The following is a 16,147-nucleotide window of genomic DNA, read 5'->3' as shown; positions in this document are numbered from 1 at the left end:
GCACAAGTCACCTGCGCACACTGTCAAAGATCTGCGGAACCGGCCTCAGCGCCTTGTCCCTTTCCCCGTCGCACCGAAGTGCCCGAGGGAGCCGCACATCATACAGGCGTTCCGAAGAACGTCAACACCTGGTGAAGAAAAAATCTTCGGGAGCGAAGCGCGATTCAGAGTTTCGAATCGCCGCGAAAAAAGGCTCTTTTTCGCTCCGCTCCAAGCGGGCCGCGCATTATGCACGTTCGCAGGAATCGTTCAATCGTTTCGTCGAAATTTTTTCTCGACCCACGTGAGGCCGAGGAGCACGAGCAACGTCATCGCGCTCACCAATAGGGCCAGAAGGTAATAACGCAGCGCGACCACGATGCCGATCACCGCAACCATCAACAGCGAAGCGGCCGTCGTGATGCCTGCGACGTGCTCCTTCGAACGATGACTGAAGATCGTTCCGGCGCCGATGAAGGCGACGCCGGTGATCGTCGCTTCGACGAGGCGGATCGGATCGAGCCGCAGGAACGATGCGCGACCCGCGAACGCGGGATCGGCCAGGATCAATGGCCCCAATCCAACCAGCAGCGACGCTGCACCCGACACCAGCATGTGCGTGCGGAATCCCGCCGGCCGGTCCTTCATCTCGCGCTCGAATCCGATCGCGCCGCCCAGCACCATCGCGTACATGGTGCCGAGCAGCAGGATCCATTGCGGGTGCCAGTCTCCGGTCATGCGCCGAAGGCTGCCGCAGCGCGCCTCACGACGTGGTGATCAGCCTCACGCGCGCGAAGTTGCGCTTGCCGATCGCCAGGACCCCTTCGAAACCCGGTGCGAACACGCGTGCCGGATCTTCGAACACCTGGCCGTCGACGCGCACCGAACGCTCCTTGAGCTTGCGGTTGGCTTCCGAATTGCTCGGCGCCAGGCCCGCCGCGACCAGCAGCGCCGCGATGCGCAGCCCTTCAACCGGCACGGCGACGTCCTCCAGCGGCAGCGTCGCGATGTCGCCTTCGCCGCGCACCGCCGCATTCCAGCCCGCGATCGCCGTTTCCGCTGCCGCATCGCCGTGGAATCGCGCCGCGAGTTCGCGCGCGAGCCGCAGCTTCACGTCGCGCGGATTGAGCGCGCCGGACGCGACATCGGCGTTGAGCTTCACCGCTTCCGCCGGCCCGATGTCGAAACTCAGCAATTCGATCCAGCGCCACATGAGGTCGTCGCCGATCTTCATCGTCTTCGTGACCATGTCGATCGCCGGCTCATCGATGCCGATGTAGTTGCCGAGCGACTTGCTCATCTTCTGCACGCCGTCGAGGCCTTCGAGCAACGGCATCGTCAGCACGATCTGCGGCGGCTGGCCGAAGTGTTCCTGCAGCCCGCGGCCCATGAGCAGGTTGAACTTCTGGTCGGTGCCACCGAGTTCGACGTCGCTCTTCAAAGCGACGGAGTCGTAACCCTGCACGAGCGGATACAGGAATTCGTGGATCGCGATCGACTGTTGCGCCGCGTAACGCTTCGCGAAGTCGTCGCGTTCGAGCATGCGCGCGACGGTGTGCTGCGCGGCGAGCTTGATCATGTCGGCCGCGCCCATCGCACCGAACCACTCGCTGTTGAAGCGCAGCTCGGTGCGCTCGCGGTCGAGCACCTTGAACACCTGGTCGGCATACGTGCGCGCGTTCGCTTCGACGTCGTCGCGGGTGAGCGGCTTGCGGGTGACATTCTTGCCGGTCGGGTCGCCGATCATCCCGGTGAAGTCGCCGATCAGGAAGATCACCTGGTGTCCGAGGTCCTGGAACTGCCGCATCTTGTTGAGCAGGACCGTGTGGCCCAGGTGCAGGTCGGGCGCGGTCGGGTCGAACCCGGCCTTGACGCGAAGCGGGCGGCCGAGCTTGAGGCGAGCCTCGAGTTCGTCGCGCTTGAGGATTTCGTCGGCACCGCGGCCGATGAGGTCGAGGGCAGCTTGGATCGACACGAAACTGAATCCGATAAGGGGAAGGCCGGTTCCGTGACCGGTTCCGTGAAAGTAGCGTTAAAGCGGGGTTAAAGCGAAAAATCCATCCCGCTCAAGGGTTTGACGCGGGTTTTTGCGATGTCTATGGTAGCGCCGTTACGCGCCGGTCACGGCGCGGTAACCGATTTTTTCGGGGGACGGCACCATGGGTAAATCCGGCATCGACAAGGCACGCCGCGCGCGGCTCGACATCCTGCGCGAGGCCGCGCTGCATCGTCACGTGGCGGCGCGCCTGCCCGCCGGCTTCAGCGGCCGCTGGACCCGTCGCCAATGGGCCCATGCCAGCCTGTTCGCCACCCTGGCCGCGCTCGTCGGCGCCATCGTCCCCGGTTTCGCCGATTCGCGCCATGAGGGCGTCGCGCCGACCCAGGCCCAGACCACCCTCGCGCTGGCGTTGCCGCCGCTGCCGATCGCCAAGCTGCGCGGCGAAACCGGCGACAGCTGGCAGATCGTCCACGTCGAACGCGGCCAAACCCTCGGTTCGCTTTTCTCCGACCTCGACATCCCCGCTTCGACGATGCACAAGCTGCTCGAGCAGCCGGGTGCGAAGCAGGCGCTGACGCGCATGAAGCCGGGCACCGAGCTCGCGTTCGACATGCCGATCGGCGCCGGGCTGCGCGCGTTCCGCTACGACCGCGACGAAACCCATCGGGTCGAATACCACTTCGACGGCGACAAGGTCTCCGAGAAGGTCATCGAGCGTCCGACCGAGTCGCGCACCGTCGTCATCAGCGGCACCGTCGGCAAGTCGCTGTTCCACTCGGCGCGCAAGCTCGGCCTGTCCGGCGGCGCGATCAACTCGCTCACCGACGACATCTTCAAGTACGACATCGACTTCAACGAAGACGTCGCCTCGAGCGATCGCTTCAGCGTGGTGGTCGAACAGGTCTGGCGCGACGGCGAGCTGATCCGCACCGGTCCGGTGCAGGCGGCCACGTTCACCGTCGGCGGCAAGCTGCATTCCGGCTTCCGTTTCGAGCACGCGGGCAAGGCGGAGTACTTCACCGCCGAAGGCCGTCCGCTGAAGAAGTCCTTCATCCGCATGCCGATCCCGTATGCACGGCTGACTTCGAAGTTCGGCTCGCGCCGACACCCCGTGCTCGGCATCGTGCGCCAGCACAAGGGCGTCGACTACGGTGCGTCGACCGGCACGCCGATCATGGCCGCGGGCGACGCGCGCGTGCAGTTCGTCGGCTGGAAGGGCGGCTACGGCCGTGCGGTCATCCTCGACCACGGCCGCGGTTACACGACGTTGTACGGCCACATGTCGCGCTTCGGCAGCATCAAGGCCGGCCAGCGCATCCCGCAGGGCAAGGTGATCGGCTACGTCGGCATGACCGGCCTGGCCAGCGGCCCGCACCTGCATTACGAGTTCCGCGTCAACGGCGTGCATCGCAATCCGCTGCAGGTGACGATGCCGCCGCCGGTGCCGCTGGGTGGCACCGCGCTCGCGCAGTTCCGCGCGCAGACGGCGAATGCGCTCAAGCGCATCCAGAGCGTCGAACGCGTGATCTACGCAGACGCCCAGCCCAAGCCCGTCAAGAACAAGAAAGCCTGACGCTCGCGGTGGACGACCGCGACGATTTGGGGCCGCTGCACGACGGCCTCTACCTCGGCCTGATTTCCGGCACGAGCGCCGACGGCATCGACGCCGCGCTCGTGCGCTTCGAAGGCGCCCGCTGCGCGCTGGTCAGGGGCGATACGTTCCGCTGGGAGCCCGCGCTGCGCACACGCCTGGTCGCGCTCGGCCAGGGGGGCGATGCGAAGTCGCTCGATGAACTCGGCGCGCTCGATGTGCAGGTCGCCGAAGCCTTCGCCCAAGCCGCGTCGCAGCTGATCGCCTCCGCGCGCATCGATCCGCGCGACGTGCGCGCGATCGGTTCGCACGGCCAGACGATCCGCCATCGTCCCGCGGCCGCGCATCCTTTCACCTGGCAGATCGGCGACGGCAACGTCATCGCCGAACGCACGGGCATCGACGTCGTCGCCGATTTCCGCCGGCGCGATGTCGCCGCCGGCGGCCAGGGCGCGCCGCTCGTGCCCGCCTTCCACGCCGCATTGCTGCACGACGCGAACGAATCGCGCGCGGTCCTCAACCTCGGCGGCATCGCGAACTTCACGCTGCTCCCGGCCCACGGCGCCGTGCGCGGCTTCGACACCGGCCCCGCGAACGCGCTGATGGACGCGTGGTGCGAACGCCACCACGGCACGCCCTTTGACGCGCACGGTGCCTTCGCCGCGAGCGGCCGCATCGACGAAGCACTGCTCGCGCGCCTCGCCGACGATCCGTGGTTCTCGCTCCCGCCGCCGAAGAGCAGCGGGCGCGAACAATTCCATCTCGACTGGGTCGCCACGCACCTGCGCGGCGACGAAAGACCCGAAGACGTGCAGGCCACGCTGCTCGACCTCACCGCGCGCACCGTCGCCGACGCATTGCGCGCGCACCAGCCGGACACGACGCGCGTCCTCGCCTGCGGCGGCGGCGTCCACAACCCCGTGCTGCTCGCGCGTATCGCGCAGCGCCTGCCGGGCGTGCACGTCGAGTCGACCTCGGCGCATGGGCTCGATCCCGATTTCGTCGAAGCGATGGCGTTCGCGTGGCTCGCGCGCGAAGCCATCGCCGGTCGCCCGGGCAACCTGCCGGCGGTGACCGGCGCGAAGGGACCCCGCGTGCTCGGCGTGCTGTATCCGCGCAACTGATCCCGACGCCTGCGCGTCAGGGCGCCGCGATCGCAGGCTTCAGAGGTCTTCCTTCCACCGATCCAGGACGTGCGCCGGCGCCGGCGCTTCCGGCGTGTGCTGCACCTGTCCGATCAATCCGTAGCCGCCGTCGTTCGCGACCTTCTCCATTTCGACGATCGCCTTCGCCAGCGCATCCGACTCGCGATCGTTGAAGTGCACGTGCAAGCCGCTCTCGCAGGACTGCAGCCCGTTGTGCAGGAGCGTTTCCAACGTCACGTGCATGGTCCAGCCGCGGCTGTCCGCCAGACGCTTGATGCGTTCGGCGATGTCCGGGTCGATGTCGCGCAACACCAGGTCCGTCATGTCGTCCTCCGGCGCGGGCGCCCAAGGCGGAAACGTGGAATCAAGGTACAGCGATAGACGGCTTGGGAACAGGCTTGCGGACAACCAGCCACGCACAGAGCAGCACGGCGGGCAGTCCGACCAGGGCGGTGCCGAGGAAGAACAGCGAATACGCCTCGAGCAGGGTGCGCCCCCCGGCCTCCAATTGCTCGACCGACCACCCCGACAGGCCCTTCAGCACCTTGCCCGGCAAGGCGTAGAACGAGCTGAGCAAGGCATATTGCGTTGCGGTATAGCCGATGTTGGTCAGGCTCGACATGTAGCCGATCAGGGCCACCCCGGCGAACCCGTTGCAGAAGTTGTCGATCGCCATGACCGCGCTGAACACGCCGGGATCGCCGCCATGGAGCGCGAGGTAGGCGAAACCGAGGTTCGACCCCGGGCCCAGGATCGCGCCCGCGACGAGGGTCGGCACGAAGCCGAACCGCACCGCGCTCAACCCCGCGGCCGCGACGCCCGCGACGGTCGCCACCAGCCCGATCGTGCCGCGCACGCTGCCGACGGTTTCCTTCGCGATGCCGAGGTCCGAATAGAACGGATTGGCCATCGGCCCGAGCAGGAAGTCGGGCAGGCGATACAGGCTGATCGCCGCCAGCATCAGCAACGCCAGCTTGCCGTGGTCGCGGAAGAACGCGACGAACGGGCCGACCACCGCGTCGAACATCCCCTGCGGGGTGAACAACTTCGCATGCTCGCGCACTTCGGGCGTCGCGCTCGCCGCCGGTTCGCGCGCCAGCACCACCGTGGCCAGCACGCCGACCAGCATCAGCGCGGCCATCACGTCGTACGACATCGACCAGCCGATCGATGCGGCAAGGATCAGGATCAGCGCATCGGTGACCAGCAGCGCCGCGCGATAACCCAGCGTGTACGTCGACACGAGCAGGCCCTGCTGCTCCTGGCTGTCCGCGATCTCGATGCGCCATGCATCGATGACGATGTCCTGCGTCGCGGAAGCGAACGCCACCACCAGCGCGGAGGCGCCGAACACCAGCAATTGGTCGAGCTCGACGCCGCCGAGCATCAACCTCCCCTCGCCCGGCTGCACGAACGCCATGGCCACGAGCCCGGCCGAGACCACGATCTGCGACAACAACATCCATCCGCGCCGCCGCCCCAGCCATCGCCCGAACACCGGCGCGTCTACGCGATCGATCACCGGCGCCCACAGGAACTTCAGCGAGAACGCGAGTCCGACCCACGACATGAAGCCGATCGTCGACAGGTCGATCGCGTTCTCGCGCATCCAGAAACCGAGCGTGTTGCCGACGAGGTAAAGCGGAATGCCGCCGCTGAACCCCAGCATCAACATCGCGGCGACCTTCGGGTCGCGCAGGTTGCGCACGACCGTGCGCCATGTCGCCTTGGTCACAACGCGTAATCCACGACGAAGGGCGCGTGGTCGGAGAAGCGCGGCGTCGGATGGATCGAACATCCGCGCAGGCGATCGCGCAGCGACGGCGTCACGAACTGATAGTCGATGCGCCACCCCACGTTGTTGGCGCGCGCGGCGCCGCGGTTGCTCCACCACGTGTAATCGCGGCCTTCGGCATTGAGCGCGCGGTACGCGTCGACCCAACCCTCGTCGCCCGCGCACAGGCCGTTGAGCCAATCGCGTTCGCCCGGCAGGCAGCCGGAATTCTTCTGGTTCGACTTCCAGTTGGTGATGTCGAGTTCGCTGCGCACGATGTTCCAGTCGCCGCACAACACGTAGTCGCGGCCGCTGTGCAGCCAGTGGTGGAGGATCGGCGCGAGCCAATCCATCACCTGGAACTTGAAGCCCTGGCGCGTTTCGCCCGACGAGCCCGACGGGATGTAGAACGACACGACGCTGAGGTTCCCGAAGCGCGCCTCGATGTAACGGCCCTCGTCGTCGAACGGCGCCCAGCCGAGGCCCGAACGCACTTCATCGGGCTCGCGTCGCGCGTAGATCGCCACGCCGCTGTAGCCCTTCTTCGTCGTCGCATCCTTGAACCAGGCGCGATAGCCCTTCGGCAGGAACTCGGGCCCGGACACCTGGTGCTCCTGCGCCTTGGTTTCCTGCAGGCACAGCACGTCGGCGTCCTGGGCCACGAACCAGTCGAAGAAGCCCTTGCCGGCCGCGGAGCGGACGCCGTTGGCATTGAAGCTGACGATGCGCAAATCGTGTGGCCCGTGGTTCGAATCCGCCGCCAAGCCTAGCCGATCTGCCGTGGATTCCGGACCCCGGCCCGGCTCGGCCGTATCATTCCGCGACCGATTCCCTCGCACGATGCCCGTGACCGACCACCGCGCCCGATTCCTCACCCTGGCCCTGCGCGCGCAGGCCCTGCGCTTCGGCGCCTTCACGCTCAAGTCCGGGCGGGAGAGCCCGTACTTCTTCAACGCCGGCCGCTTCGACTCGGGCGCGGCGCTCGCCGAACTTGCGGCCTGCTACGCCGATGCCATCGACGAGGCGGGGGTCGAGTTCGACGTGTTGTTCGGACCGGCCTACAAGGGCATTCCCCTCGCGACTGCGCTGGCGTGCGAATACGCGCGTCGGGGCCGCGACTTGCCCCTCGCCTTCAACCGGAAGGAAGCCAAGGCGCATGGCGAAGGTGGCACGCTGATCGGCGCATCGCTCGCCGGCAAGCGCGTGCTGATCATCGATGACGTGATCACCGCGGGCACCGCGATCCGCGAAGCGCTCGGGATCATCCGCGAAACGGGCGGCATTCCCGCCGGCATCGTGATCGCGCTCGATCGCCAGGAACGCGCCACCGAAGCGCACGCGCAATCCGCCGCGCAGGCGGTCTCGGCCGAACACGCGCTCCCCGTGGTGGCGGTCGCCACCCTCGGTGACCTGCTTGCGTTTGCGGGCGAAAGCGCGGACCTTGTGGACCATCGCGATGCCCTGCTCGCCTACCGCGCGCGCTACGGCACCACGGTCGCGCCGTAAGGCGAACGACGATCCGGGACGCAACGCAGGACAGGGGCTGCGACGATGTCTGCCGACAAGATGATGAAATCCACGCTGATCAAATCCACGCTGATCAAATCCGCGCCGATCCGATTCGCGCTGCTCGCGCCCACGCTGTTGCTGGCGCTCGCCGCCACCGACGCCGGCGCGCAGCAGAAGAAGAAGTTGTACTGCTGGGAAGAGAACGGCAAGAAGGTGTGCGGCGACGCATTGCCCGCCGAAGCCGCGGGCGCCAGGCGCACCGAATTCAGCACGAAGAGCGGCCGCCACACGGCGGAGATCGCCGCCGCGCTGACGCCGGAAGAACGCGTCGCCGCCGAAATGGCCGCCGCCGAAGCGCGCATCCGCGCGGAAGCCGACGAAGCGCGATTCCGCCGCGAGATGGCGATGGCCGAGTCCTACGCGACCGAAGCCGACCTGCGCGACTCGTTCCAGGAACGCATCGACCTGATCGACGAATCGCTGAAGGCTTCCGAGCTCGGCGTCATCGGCTTGCGCCAGAGCCTGGTGGCGCTGCTGCGCCAGGCGGGTGAGAACGAACTCGCGGGCAAGCCGATCACCCCGGTCTCGCGCGACAACATCAACAGGCAGCACGCCGAACTGCGCCGCCGCGAACGCATCTTCGCGCAGCAGCGCGTGCAGCGCGCGAGCCTCGACGAGGAACTCGCCACGGTGCTCACGCGCTATCGCGAGATCAAGGGTGCGGGCCGGCAGCGCGCGGCGGAGAACGCCGCATCCGGCGCGACGCCGCCGCAGAACGGCGGCTGATCGCGAAACCGCGCGGCCGGAGACCCGGCCGCGTCGTCAGAACGGCAACTTGAGATCGGGGCGCAACGCGAGCAGCTGCTCGCGGAACGCGCCCTGGATGCGCGTCAGCGCGTCGCGACTGTCGCCGTCGAAACGCAGCACGAGCACCGGCGTCGTGTTCGACGCACGCACCAGGCCCCAGCCATCCGGCCAGTCGACGCGCAAGCCGTCGATCGTCGACAGGCGCCCGCCTTCGAACTTCGCGCGCGCCTTGAACGCGTCGACGAAGGCGTGCGGATCGTCATCCGGCGCAGGCACCTTGATCTCCGGCGTCGACACGCCGTCGGGCAGCGCGTCGAGCACTTCGCTCGGCGTCTGCGGGCGCGCCGCGAGGATTTCCAGCAGGCGCGCGGCGGCATAGATGCCGTCGTCGAAGCCGTACCAGCGTTCCTTGAAGAAGAAGTGGCCGCTCATCTCGCCCGCGAGTTCGGCTTCGGTCTCGCGCATCTTGGCCTTGATCAGCGAATGGCCGGTCTTCCACATCAGCGGGCTGCCGCCGTGGCGCAGGATCTGGCCCGGCAGGCGGCCGGTGCACTTCACGTCGTAGACGATGACCGCGCCCGGGTTGCGTTCGAGCACGTCGGCGGCGAACAGCATCAGCAGGCGATCGGGGAAGATGTTGTTGCCGTCCTTCGTGACCACGCCGAGGCGGTCGCCGTCGCCGTCGAATGCGACACCGATGTCCGCATCCAGGCGCTTGACCATCTGGATGAGGCTTTCGAGGTTGTGCGGTTCGCTCGGATCCGGGTGGTGGTTCGGGAACGTGCCGTCGACTTCGCAATAGAGCGGCGTGACGTCCGCGCCGATCGCGGTGAGCACCTGCGGCGCGATCGCACCGGCGACGCCGTTGCCCGCGTCGACGACGACCTTCAGCCTGCGATCGAGCTGCACGTCGGAGGCGATGCGATCGATGTAGTCCTGCGACACGTCGCGTTGCTGCAGGTTGCCCTGCGCGTGCGCTTCGTACAGGCGGTCTTCGGCGATGCGCGCGTACAGGTCCTCGATCGCCTTGCCCGCAAGCGTTTCGCCGCCGACGACGATCTTGAAGCCGTTGTAGTCCGGCGGGTTGTGGCTGCCGGTCACCGCGATCGCGCAGCCGGTGCGCAGCTGGTAGGCCGCGAAATACACGACGGGCGTCGCCGCCATGCCGATGTCGACGACGTTGCGTCCCGCCTTGCGCAGGCCCGCGACGAGGCCTTCGACCATGTCGGGCCCCGACAGCCGGCCATCGCGGCCGACCACGATGTCCTGCAATCCCTTTTCCGCCATCAGCGAACCGATCGACTGGCCGATCAGGTCGGCCACGCCCTTGTCGAGCGTCTTGCCGACCACGCCGCGGATGTCGTACGCGCGGAAGATGCTCTTGTCGATGAGCACGTTGCCGGCGGGCGCGGCCGGTTCGGTAACCGGGCGCACCTTCGGCGCTTCGGCGACGGGCGCTGCGACAGCGTGCGTCTGCACGCTCTGCGCGAGCGTCGGCGCGTCGGCGTGCGCCGCTTCGACCACGACGCGCGGGCCGCGCGAGGCGCGCCACGCACCGAAGCCGAGCAGGAACAGCACCGCGGCCGCGGCCCAGCAGGGAATCGCACCGAGCCCGAACGGCGCCTTGCCCGCATCGGGAAGGCCCGCGGCCAGGCGCCACTGCGTGCCCTTCACCGGCACCGCGAGCACTTCGGCGCCGGTCGCGAGTTCGGCGTCGCCGCGCTCGACGACGCTGAAGCTGCCCTGGCGCAGCGCGAGATAACTGTCGTCGGACACGTCGCCGCCCTGCACCGCGGCCGTCGCGCGCTCCAGCGGCAGGCGCACGTAGGCCACGCCCACGCGCACCGGTCCGTTGTGCGCCGGCGCGGCGATCGCCAGGCGCGCGCCGCCCGCGTCCTTCACGATCGCGGCGACGGCCTTGTTCTCCGACACCGCCGATTCGGCGAGGCCCACCTTGCCGAAGCCGCCCTGCGCGAGCGCGGCGTACTGCGGATCGAGGCCTTCGACGAGGATCTGCGCGTCCTGCGCGCCGGCCCAGCCCTGCTTGATCGCAGCGCCCGCGGCCGCGAGGTCGCCCTGCGCGAGCGCAGCCTGCACCGGTGCGGACTTCAGGCGGGCATCGAGTTGGGCGACTTCCTTGCCCACCGCATCGGCGACCTGCGTGGCGATCTGGTCGCGCACGTTCTTCAGCGCCGCCTCGCGCCGCTCGGCCTGGAACTGCACCCAGCCGCTCCATGCAAGCCACAACGCCAGCAGCGCGCACACCACGGCGATGACCGGCATCGCCGGCTTCAGCGCACCCGCGCCACCGAACTTGCCGGCCTTCGGCGCGGCGGTCTCGTGTTCCGTCATTCCCGTTCCCCCTGGTTAGCGCACGCCCGTGTGGCCGAAGCCACCCGCACCGCGCGCGCTTTCCTCGAAAGTATCCACCACCTGCAACGTCGCGCGCACGATCGGCAACACGACGAGTTGCGCAATCCGGTCGCCCGGCGAAATCGTGAAGGCCTCGCGTCCGCGATTCCACGTGCTGATCATCAGCGGGCCCTGGTAGTCGGCGTCGATCAGGCCCGTGCCGTTGCCGAGCACGATGCCGTGCCGATGCCCGAGCCCCGAACGCGGCAACACGACCGCGCACAACGCCGGGTCGGCGAGGTGGATCGCGAGGCCCGACGGGATCAGCACGGTATCGCCGGGTTCCAGCAGCAGCGGCGCTTCCAGCGCGGCGCGCAGGTCCAGGCCCGCGCTCGCATCGGTCGCATAGGCCGGCATCGGCCATTCGTCGCCGAAGCGCGGGTCCAGCACCTTTACCTCGAGCACCTTGTGGGTCATGCGTGCAATCGCTCCTCGATCAGATCCATCAGCGCATCGGCGAGCGTGGTCTTCGGCGCGGGGCCGAGCGCACGTTCGCCGACGGCATCGTTGTTTTCGCGCCAGTACACGTTCAGCGCGTTGTCGTCGCTTTCGAATCCGCTGCCTGCCACGCCGACGCGGTTCGCCGCGATCATGTCGATGTTCTTTTTTTCCAGCTTGCCGCGCGCGTAGTGCGCGACATCGTCGGTCTCGGCCGCGAAGCCGACGACGCACCGCGGACGGCGCGCATCGCGCGCGACATCGGCGAGGATGTCGGGCGTGCGCACCAGGCGCAGCACCAATGCGTCCTGCCCCGCGGTCTTCTTGATCTTGGACGAGGCGATGTTTTCCGGCGTGAAGTCGGCGACCGCCGCGGCACCGACGTAGACGTCCGCGGGCAATGCGCGCAGCACCGCGTCGTGCATCTGCGCGGCGGATCGCACGTCGATGCGTTCTACGCCATCGGGCGTGGGCAGGTGCACGGGGCCTGCGATCAGCACGGTGCGTGCGCCGCGACGCGCGGCGGCGGCGGCAACCGCGAAGCCCATCTTCCCGCTGCTCCTGTTCCCGATGAACCGCACGGGATCGAGATCCTCGTACGTCGGCCCCGCGCTGACGACCACGCGCAAGCCCGCGAGGCTCAAGCCGTCGCCCTCGCGAGCGCGGCGACGATGTCCAGCGGTTCGGTCATGCGGCCCGGACCCGATTCGCCTTCGGCGAGCGGACCGTCGGCCGGACCGACGATGCGCGCGCCGCGTTCGCGCAGCAGCGCGATGTTCGCCTGCGTCGCCGGATGCAGCCACATGCGGTGGTTCATCGCCGGGCACAGCGTGATCGGCGCGGTCGTCGCAAGGCATAGCGTGGTGACGAGGTCGTCGGCGAAACCGTGCGCGAGCTTCGCGATCGTGTTGGCGGTCGCGGGCGCGATGAGGACGTCGTCGGCCCAGCGCGCGAGTTCGATGTGGCCCATCGCCTGTTCGGCGGCGGCGTCCCACAGCGACGTGCGCACCGGCAGGCCCGACAGGGCCTGGAAGGTCTGCGCGCCGACGAAGCGCTGCGCGCTTTCGGTCATCGCGACCTGCACGGTCGCACCGGCGTCGCGCAGGCGACGCACGAGGTCGGCCGCCTTGTACGCGGCGATGCCGCCGCAGACGCAGAGCAGCACCTTGCGGCCAGGCAACGTGGCGATCGGTTCGGCCTTCATGGTGGTCGGGAAAACCCCACGCCAGGATCAGCGGACAGCTTACCCGAAGCCCTCCGTTCCCCCGATACGCGGCCACCCGCCCGCGCGCCACGCTGCGGGCCATGCGCATCCGCGATTGGCCCGTCCTCGAACGCCCCCGCGAAAAGCTCGTCGCCCGCGGCGCGCCCGCGTTGTCGGACGCCGAACTGCTCGCCCTCTTCCTCGGCTCGGGCCTGCGCGGCCAGGATGCGGTGACGACCGCGCGCGCCCTGCTGAATGCGCACGGCTCGTTGCGCGCATTGCTCGACCAGCCGATCCCGCTGATGGAAGGCCAGCGCGGTATCGGTCGCGCGCGCGCCTGCCTGCTCACCGCCGCGATCGAACTCGGCAGCCGCTTCTACGCGGCCACGCTCGACCGCGGCGAACCCATGGCCGAGCCCGGCGTCGCCGGCGACTACTTCCATCGCAAGTTGCGCGGCCATGCGTCGGAGACCTTCGCCGCGATGTTCCTCGACGGCCGCCTGCGCATGATCGGCTTCGAGGAAATCTTCACCGGCACCGTCGACAAGGCCGAGATCTACCCGCGCGAGCTGTGTCGGCGCGCGCTGGCCTGCAACGCCTCGGCGGTGATCATCGGCCACAACCACCCCAGCGGCACCCCCGACCCGAGCCTCGCCGATCGCGAGGCCACGCTGGAGCTGCGGCGGGTGCTCAAATGCATCGACGTCCGCCTGCTCGACCACATCATCGTCGGCGACGGTCCGCCCGTGTCGCTGGCCGCACGAGGGCTGCTGTGATGCGTGCCGTAGACTATGCGGCCGTCGTTTCCACCCCCGGCTCCCGTCGTGAAAGCCTCCATCAGCGCCCTGGTCCAGCAGGGCATTCAAGCCCTGCGCACCGCGGGCACGCTCCCCCAGGACCTCGAGACCCCGGCCTTCGTGGTCGAGCGCCCGAACCAGCGCGCCCACGGCGACTTCTCGACGAACGCCGCGATGCTCCTCGCCAAGGCCGCGCGCACGAATCCGCGCGCGATCGCGCAGGCGCTCGTCGCGGCGCTCCCGGCGTCCGACGACATCGCGAAGGTCGAGATCGCGGGCCCGGGCTTCATCAACTTCCACCTCGCGCCGGATGCCTATGGCCGCGAGCTGCGCGAGATCGTCGCGCGCGGCAGCGCCTATGGCCGCAACGACGGCGGCGCGGGCCGCACCGTGGGCGTGGAATACGTCTCCGCGAATCCAACCGGTCCGCTGCACGTCGGCCATGGCCGCGCGGCGGCGATCGGCGACTGCATCGCGCGCGTGCTCGACGCCAACGGCTGGCGCGTGAAGCGCGAGTTCTACTACAACGACGCCGGCGCGCAGATCGACAACCTCGCGAAGTCGGTGCAGGCGCGCGCGCTCGGCAAGACGCCGGACGATCCGTCTTGGCCGCAGGACGGTTACCGCGGCGACTACATCGTCGAAGTCGCGAACGGCTACCTGCGCGGCGACACGGTCGAATTCGAAGACCACATCGTGCACGGCGCGAAGGACCCGAACGACCTCGACGCGATCCGCCAGTTCTCCGTCGCCTACCTGCGCCGCGAACAGAACGCCGACCTCGCCGCCTTCGGCGTGGCGTTCGACGTCTACTTCCTCGAGTCTTCGCTGTACACCGAAGGCCGCGTGGAGGAGACCGTCCGCGAACTCGTCGCGCACGGCCACACGTACGAGGAAGGCGGCGCGCTGTGGCTGCGCACGACCGACTTCGGCGACGACAAGGACCGCGTGATGCGCAAGTCCGACGGCACCTACACGTACTTCCTGCCGGACGTCGCCTACCACCGCTCCAAGTGGCAGCGCGGCTACGAGCGCGCGATCACCGAACTCGGCGCCGACCACCACGGCTCGCTCGCGCGCGTGCTCGCGGGCCTGCAGGCGCTCGATTGCGGCATCCCGCAGAAGTGGCCGGAGTACGTGCTGCACCAGATGGTCACCGTCATGCGCGGCGGCGAGGAAGTGAAGCTCTCCAAGCGCGCGGGCAGCTACCTCACGCTGCGCGACCTGATCGAGGAAGCCGGGCGCGATGCCACGCGCTGGTTCCTCATCGCGCGCAAGCCGGATTCGCAGCTCACGTTCGACATCGACCTGGCGCGTTCGCAGAGCAACGACAACCCGGTCTTCTACGTGCAGTACGCGCACGCCCGCGTGTGCAGCCTGCTGCGCCAGGCCGGCGAGAAGGGCTTCACGTTCGACCTCGCCAATGGCCTGCGCCACGTCGACACGCTGGTCGACGCCGACGCGCAGACGCTGCTGGTCGAGTTGTCGCGCTACCCGGAGGTCGTCGAAGCGGCCGCAACGTCGCTCGAGCCGCATTCGATCGCCCAATACCTGCGTGAATTGGCGAATGCCTTCCACGGCTGGTACCACGCGCAGCCCATCCTGGTGGATGATGCGAACCAGCGCGACGCGCGTCTTGCGCTGAGCGTCGGCACCGGCCAGGTGCTGAAGAATGGTTTGGACCTGTTGGGCGTTTCGGCCCCGGAGAAGATGTGATGGCGGCACGACGCGGGAAGTCGCAGGCGAAGCGCAACGGGGGCGACAGCAACCCCGCATGGATCTGGTTGTTCGCGGGCCTCGCGCTCGGCATCGCGCTGATCGTCGGCGTGCCGAAGCTGATGCCGAAGGGCGAAGGCGACGGCTTCTTCCGTCCCAAGCCCAATCCCGATGCGCAGCCGGTGGCGACCTCCAACGCCGCGGACGACGACGCGCTCGTCCCCGAGGACACGCGCCCCGCGCCCGCGAAGGCGGACAAGCCGAAGGAAACGCAGTACGACTTCTACACGCTGCTGCCGTCGAACGAGGTCGCGCTCTCCGACGCCGAACTCGCGGAAACCGAGCGCGCCGAAGCGCAACGCCAGGCGGCGATCGCGAAGCAGCAGTCCGCCGCTCAGCAGCCGGCGACGTCGCCCGACGCGGCGACGCCCGCGCAGCAGCCCGTCGTCGCGACGAACGCCAACGCGACCCCGGCCATGCAGCCCACCGCCACCACCGCCTCGGCCACCAAGCCCGAGCCGAAGGACGACGGCGCGCACTACATCCTGCAGGCCGGCGCGTTCCAGGCCAGCGGCGATGCCGAAGCGGTGAAGGCGAAGATCGCGTTGCTCGGCCTGAGCGCGCGCGTCGAATCGGCGACGATCTCCGACAAGACCGTCTTCCGCGTGCGCATGGGCCCGTACGGCAGCGCGTCGGAACTCGCCGACGCCAAGCGTCGCCTCAGCGGCGGCGGCCTGCCGGCGATGGCGATCAAGGCGCGGTAAGCGCGCGCGCCT

General features: G+C 68.7%; 14 protein-coding genes and 1 pseudogene. 7 read left to right on the top strand and 8 right to left on the bottom strand.

Going from position 1 to position 16,147, the window contains the following annotated elements; genetic code table 11:
- Window positions 1–249 precede the first annotated feature (249 nt).
- Together LK996_RS09185 and tyrS are read right to left on the bottom strand one after the other, a co-directional pair.
- Complete coding sequence (locus LK996_RS09185; protein ID WP_230526794.1) at window positions 250–717, bottom strand: MgtC/SapB family protein; 468 nt, start codon at window positions 715–717, stop codon at window positions 250–252.
- Between the two features lie 25 nt (window positions 718–742).
- Window positions 743–1,954: a tyrosine--tRNA ligase gene (tyrS, locus tag LK996_RS09180; protein WP_230526793.1), complete on the bottom strand. Its 1,212-nt coding sequence runs from the start codon at window positions 1,952–1,954 to the stop codon at window positions 743–745.
- Window positions 1,955–2,138: 184 nt separating this feature from the next.
- Between tyrS and LK996_RS09175 the strand changes: the two genes are divergently transcribed.
- A complete protein-coding gene (locus LK996_RS09175; RefSeq protein ID WP_230526792.1) occupies window positions 2,139–3,551 on the top strand; it encodes a peptidoglycan DD-metalloendopeptidase family protein in 1,413 nt (470 codons plus the stop codon).
- Between the two features lie 26 nt (window positions 3,552–3,577).
- Window positions 3,578–4,693 (top strand): anhydro-N-acetylmuramic acid kinase, encoded by a 1,116-nt coding sequence (locus LK996_RS09170; protein WP_230526891.1) that lies wholly within the window; start codon window positions 3,578–3,580, stop codon window positions 4,691–4,693.
- A gap of 39 nt (window positions 4,694–4,732) precedes the next feature.
- On the opposite strand, the gene LK996_RS09165 is transcribed toward LK996_RS09170, so the two are convergent.
- Genes LK996_RS09165 through LK996_RS09155 form a run of 3 tightly spaced genes read right to left on the bottom strand, consistent with a single transcriptional unit; the run spans window position 4,733 to window position 7,219 of the window.
- Entirely contained in the window at window positions 4,733–5,038 is a 306-nt protein-coding gene (locus tag LK996_RS09165; RefSeq protein ID WP_230526791.1) for a hypothetical protein, read from the bottom strand.
- A 40-nt stretch (window positions 5,039–5,078) separates the two neighbouring features.
- Window positions 5,079–6,449, bottom strand: coding sequence for an AmpG family muropeptide MFS transporter (locus LK996_RS09160; protein ID WP_230526790.1), 1,371 nt, complete (start codon window positions 6,447–6,449; stop codon window positions 5,079–5,081).
- Window positions 6,446–7,219 (bottom strand): exodeoxyribonuclease III, encoded by a 774-nt coding sequence (locus LK996_RS09155; protein ID WP_230526789.1) that lies wholly within the window; start codon window positions 7,217–7,219, stop codon window positions 6,446–6,448. Before LK996_RS09155 ends, LK996_RS09160 begins: the two co-directional genes overlap by 4 nt.
- A 115-nt stretch (window positions 7,220–7,334) precedes the next feature.
- Here LK996_RS09155 and pyrE point away from each other — a divergent pair, with 115 nt between their 5' ends.
- Window positions 7,335–7,994 carry an orotate phosphoribosyltransferase gene (gene pyrE / locus LK996_RS09150; protein WP_230526788.1) on the top strand — a complete coding sequence of 220 codons (660 nt, stop codon included), beginning with the start codon at window positions 7,335–7,337 and terminating at the stop codon, window positions 7,992–7,994.
- Window positions 7,995–8,039: 45 nt separating this feature from the next.
- On the top strand, window positions 8,040–8,783 hold the full coding sequence (locus LK996_RS09145; protein ID WP_230526787.1) for a hypothetical protein: 744 nt from the start codon (window positions 8,040–8,042) through the stop codon (window positions 8,781–8,783).
- Window positions 8,784–8,819: 36 nt separating this feature from the next.
- On the opposite strand, the gene LK996_RS09140 is transcribed toward LK996_RS09145, so the two are convergent.
- The 3 genes and pseudogenes from LK996_RS09140 to coaBC all read right to left on the bottom strand — a co-directional run bounded on the left by LK996_RS09140 (window position 8,820) and on the right by coaBC (window position 12,858).
- A complete protein-coding gene (locus LK996_RS09140; RefSeq protein ID WP_230526786.1) occupies window positions 8,820–11,156 on the bottom strand; it encodes a phosphomannomutase/phosphoglucomutase in 2,337 nt (778 codons plus the stop codon).
- A 15-nt stretch (window positions 11,157–11,171) separates the two neighbouring features.
- Window positions 11,172–11,633, bottom strand: a complete 462-nt coding sequence (dut, locus tag LK996_RS09135; protein ID WP_230526785.1) for a dUTP diphosphatase — start codon at window positions 11,631–11,633, stop codon at window positions 11,172–11,174.
- Window positions 11,630–12,858, bottom strand: a pseudogene (coaBC, locus tag LK996_RS09130) (bifunctional phosphopantothenoylcysteine decarboxylase/phosphopantothenate--cysteine ligase CoaBC). The gene dut and the pseudogene coaBC overlap by 4 nt, the downstream one beginning before the upstream one ends.
- 101 nt (window positions 12,859–12,959) lie before the next feature.
- Between coaBC and radC the strand changes: the two are divergent.
- From radC to LK996_RS09115, 3 genes are read left to right on the top strand one after another with little or no spacing between them, the layout of a single operon-like run.
- Window positions 12,960–13,634 carry a RadC family protein gene (radC, locus tag LK996_RS09125; RefSeq protein WP_230526784.1) on the top strand — a complete coding sequence of 225 codons (675 nt, stop codon included), beginning with the start codon at window positions 12,960–12,962 and terminating at the stop codon, window positions 13,632–13,634.
- A 15-nt stretch (window positions 13,635–13,649) separates the two neighbouring features.
- Window positions 13,650–15,371, top strand: coding sequence for an arginine--tRNA ligase (gene argS / locus LK996_RS09120; protein ID WP_425493725.1), 1,722 nt, complete (start codon window positions 13,650–13,652; stop codon window positions 15,369–15,371).
- Entirely contained in the window at window positions 15,371–16,135 is a 765-nt protein-coding gene (locus LK996_RS09115) for an SPOR domain-containing protein (protein WP_230526782.1), read from the top strand. Before argS ends, LK996_RS09115 begins: the two co-directional genes overlap by 1 nt.
- The last annotated feature ends 12 nt before the right edge of the window (window positions 16,136–16,147 follow it).

The organism is Noviluteimonas lactosilytica, assembly GCF_020866925.1.
GTDB classification, from domain to species: domain Bacteria; phylum Pseudomonadota; class Gammaproteobacteria; order Xanthomonadales; family Xanthomonadaceae; genus Noviluteimonas; species Noviluteimonas lactosilytica.
This window is presented reverse-complemented; position numbering and strand designations above follow the sequence as displayed.

Excerpts from the sequence above, each read along its gene's own strand:
- LK996_RS09185 (WP_230526794.1), bottom strand. The coding sequence starts at position 717 with ATGACCGGAGACTGGCACCCGCAATGGATCCTGCTGCTCGGCACCATG.
- LK996_RS09175 (WP_230526792.1), top strand. The coding sequence starts at position 2,139 with ATGGGTAAATCCGGCATCGACAAGGCACGCCGCGCGCGGCTCGACATC.
- LK996_RS09165 (WP_230526791.1), bottom strand. The coding sequence starts at position 5,038 with ATGACGGACCTGGTGTTGCGCGACATCGACCCGGACATCGCCGAACGC.
- LK996_RS09145 (WP_230526787.1), top strand. The coding sequence starts at position 8,040 with ATGTCTGCCGACAAGATGATGAAATCCACGCTGATCAAATCCACGCTG.
- LK996_RS09140 (WP_230526786.1), bottom strand. The coding sequence starts at position 11,156 with ATGACGGAACACGAGACCGCCGCGCCGAAGGCCGGCAAGTTCGGTGGC.
- dut (WP_230526785.1), bottom strand. The coding sequence starts at position 11,633 with ATGACCCACAAGGTGCTCGAGGTAAAGGTGCTGGACCCGCGCTTCGGC.
- radC (WP_230526784.1), top strand. The coding sequence starts at position 12,960 with ATGCGCATCCGCGATTGGCCCGTCCTCGAACGCCCCCGCGAAAAGCTC.
- argS (WP_425493725.1), top strand. The coding sequence starts at position 13,650 with ATGCGGCCGTCGTTTCCACCCCCGGCTCCCGTCGTGAAAGCCTCCATC.
- LK996_RS09115 (WP_230526782.1), top strand. The coding sequence starts at position 15,371 with ATGGCGGCACGACGCGGGAAGTCGCAGGCGAAGCGCAACGGGGGCGAC.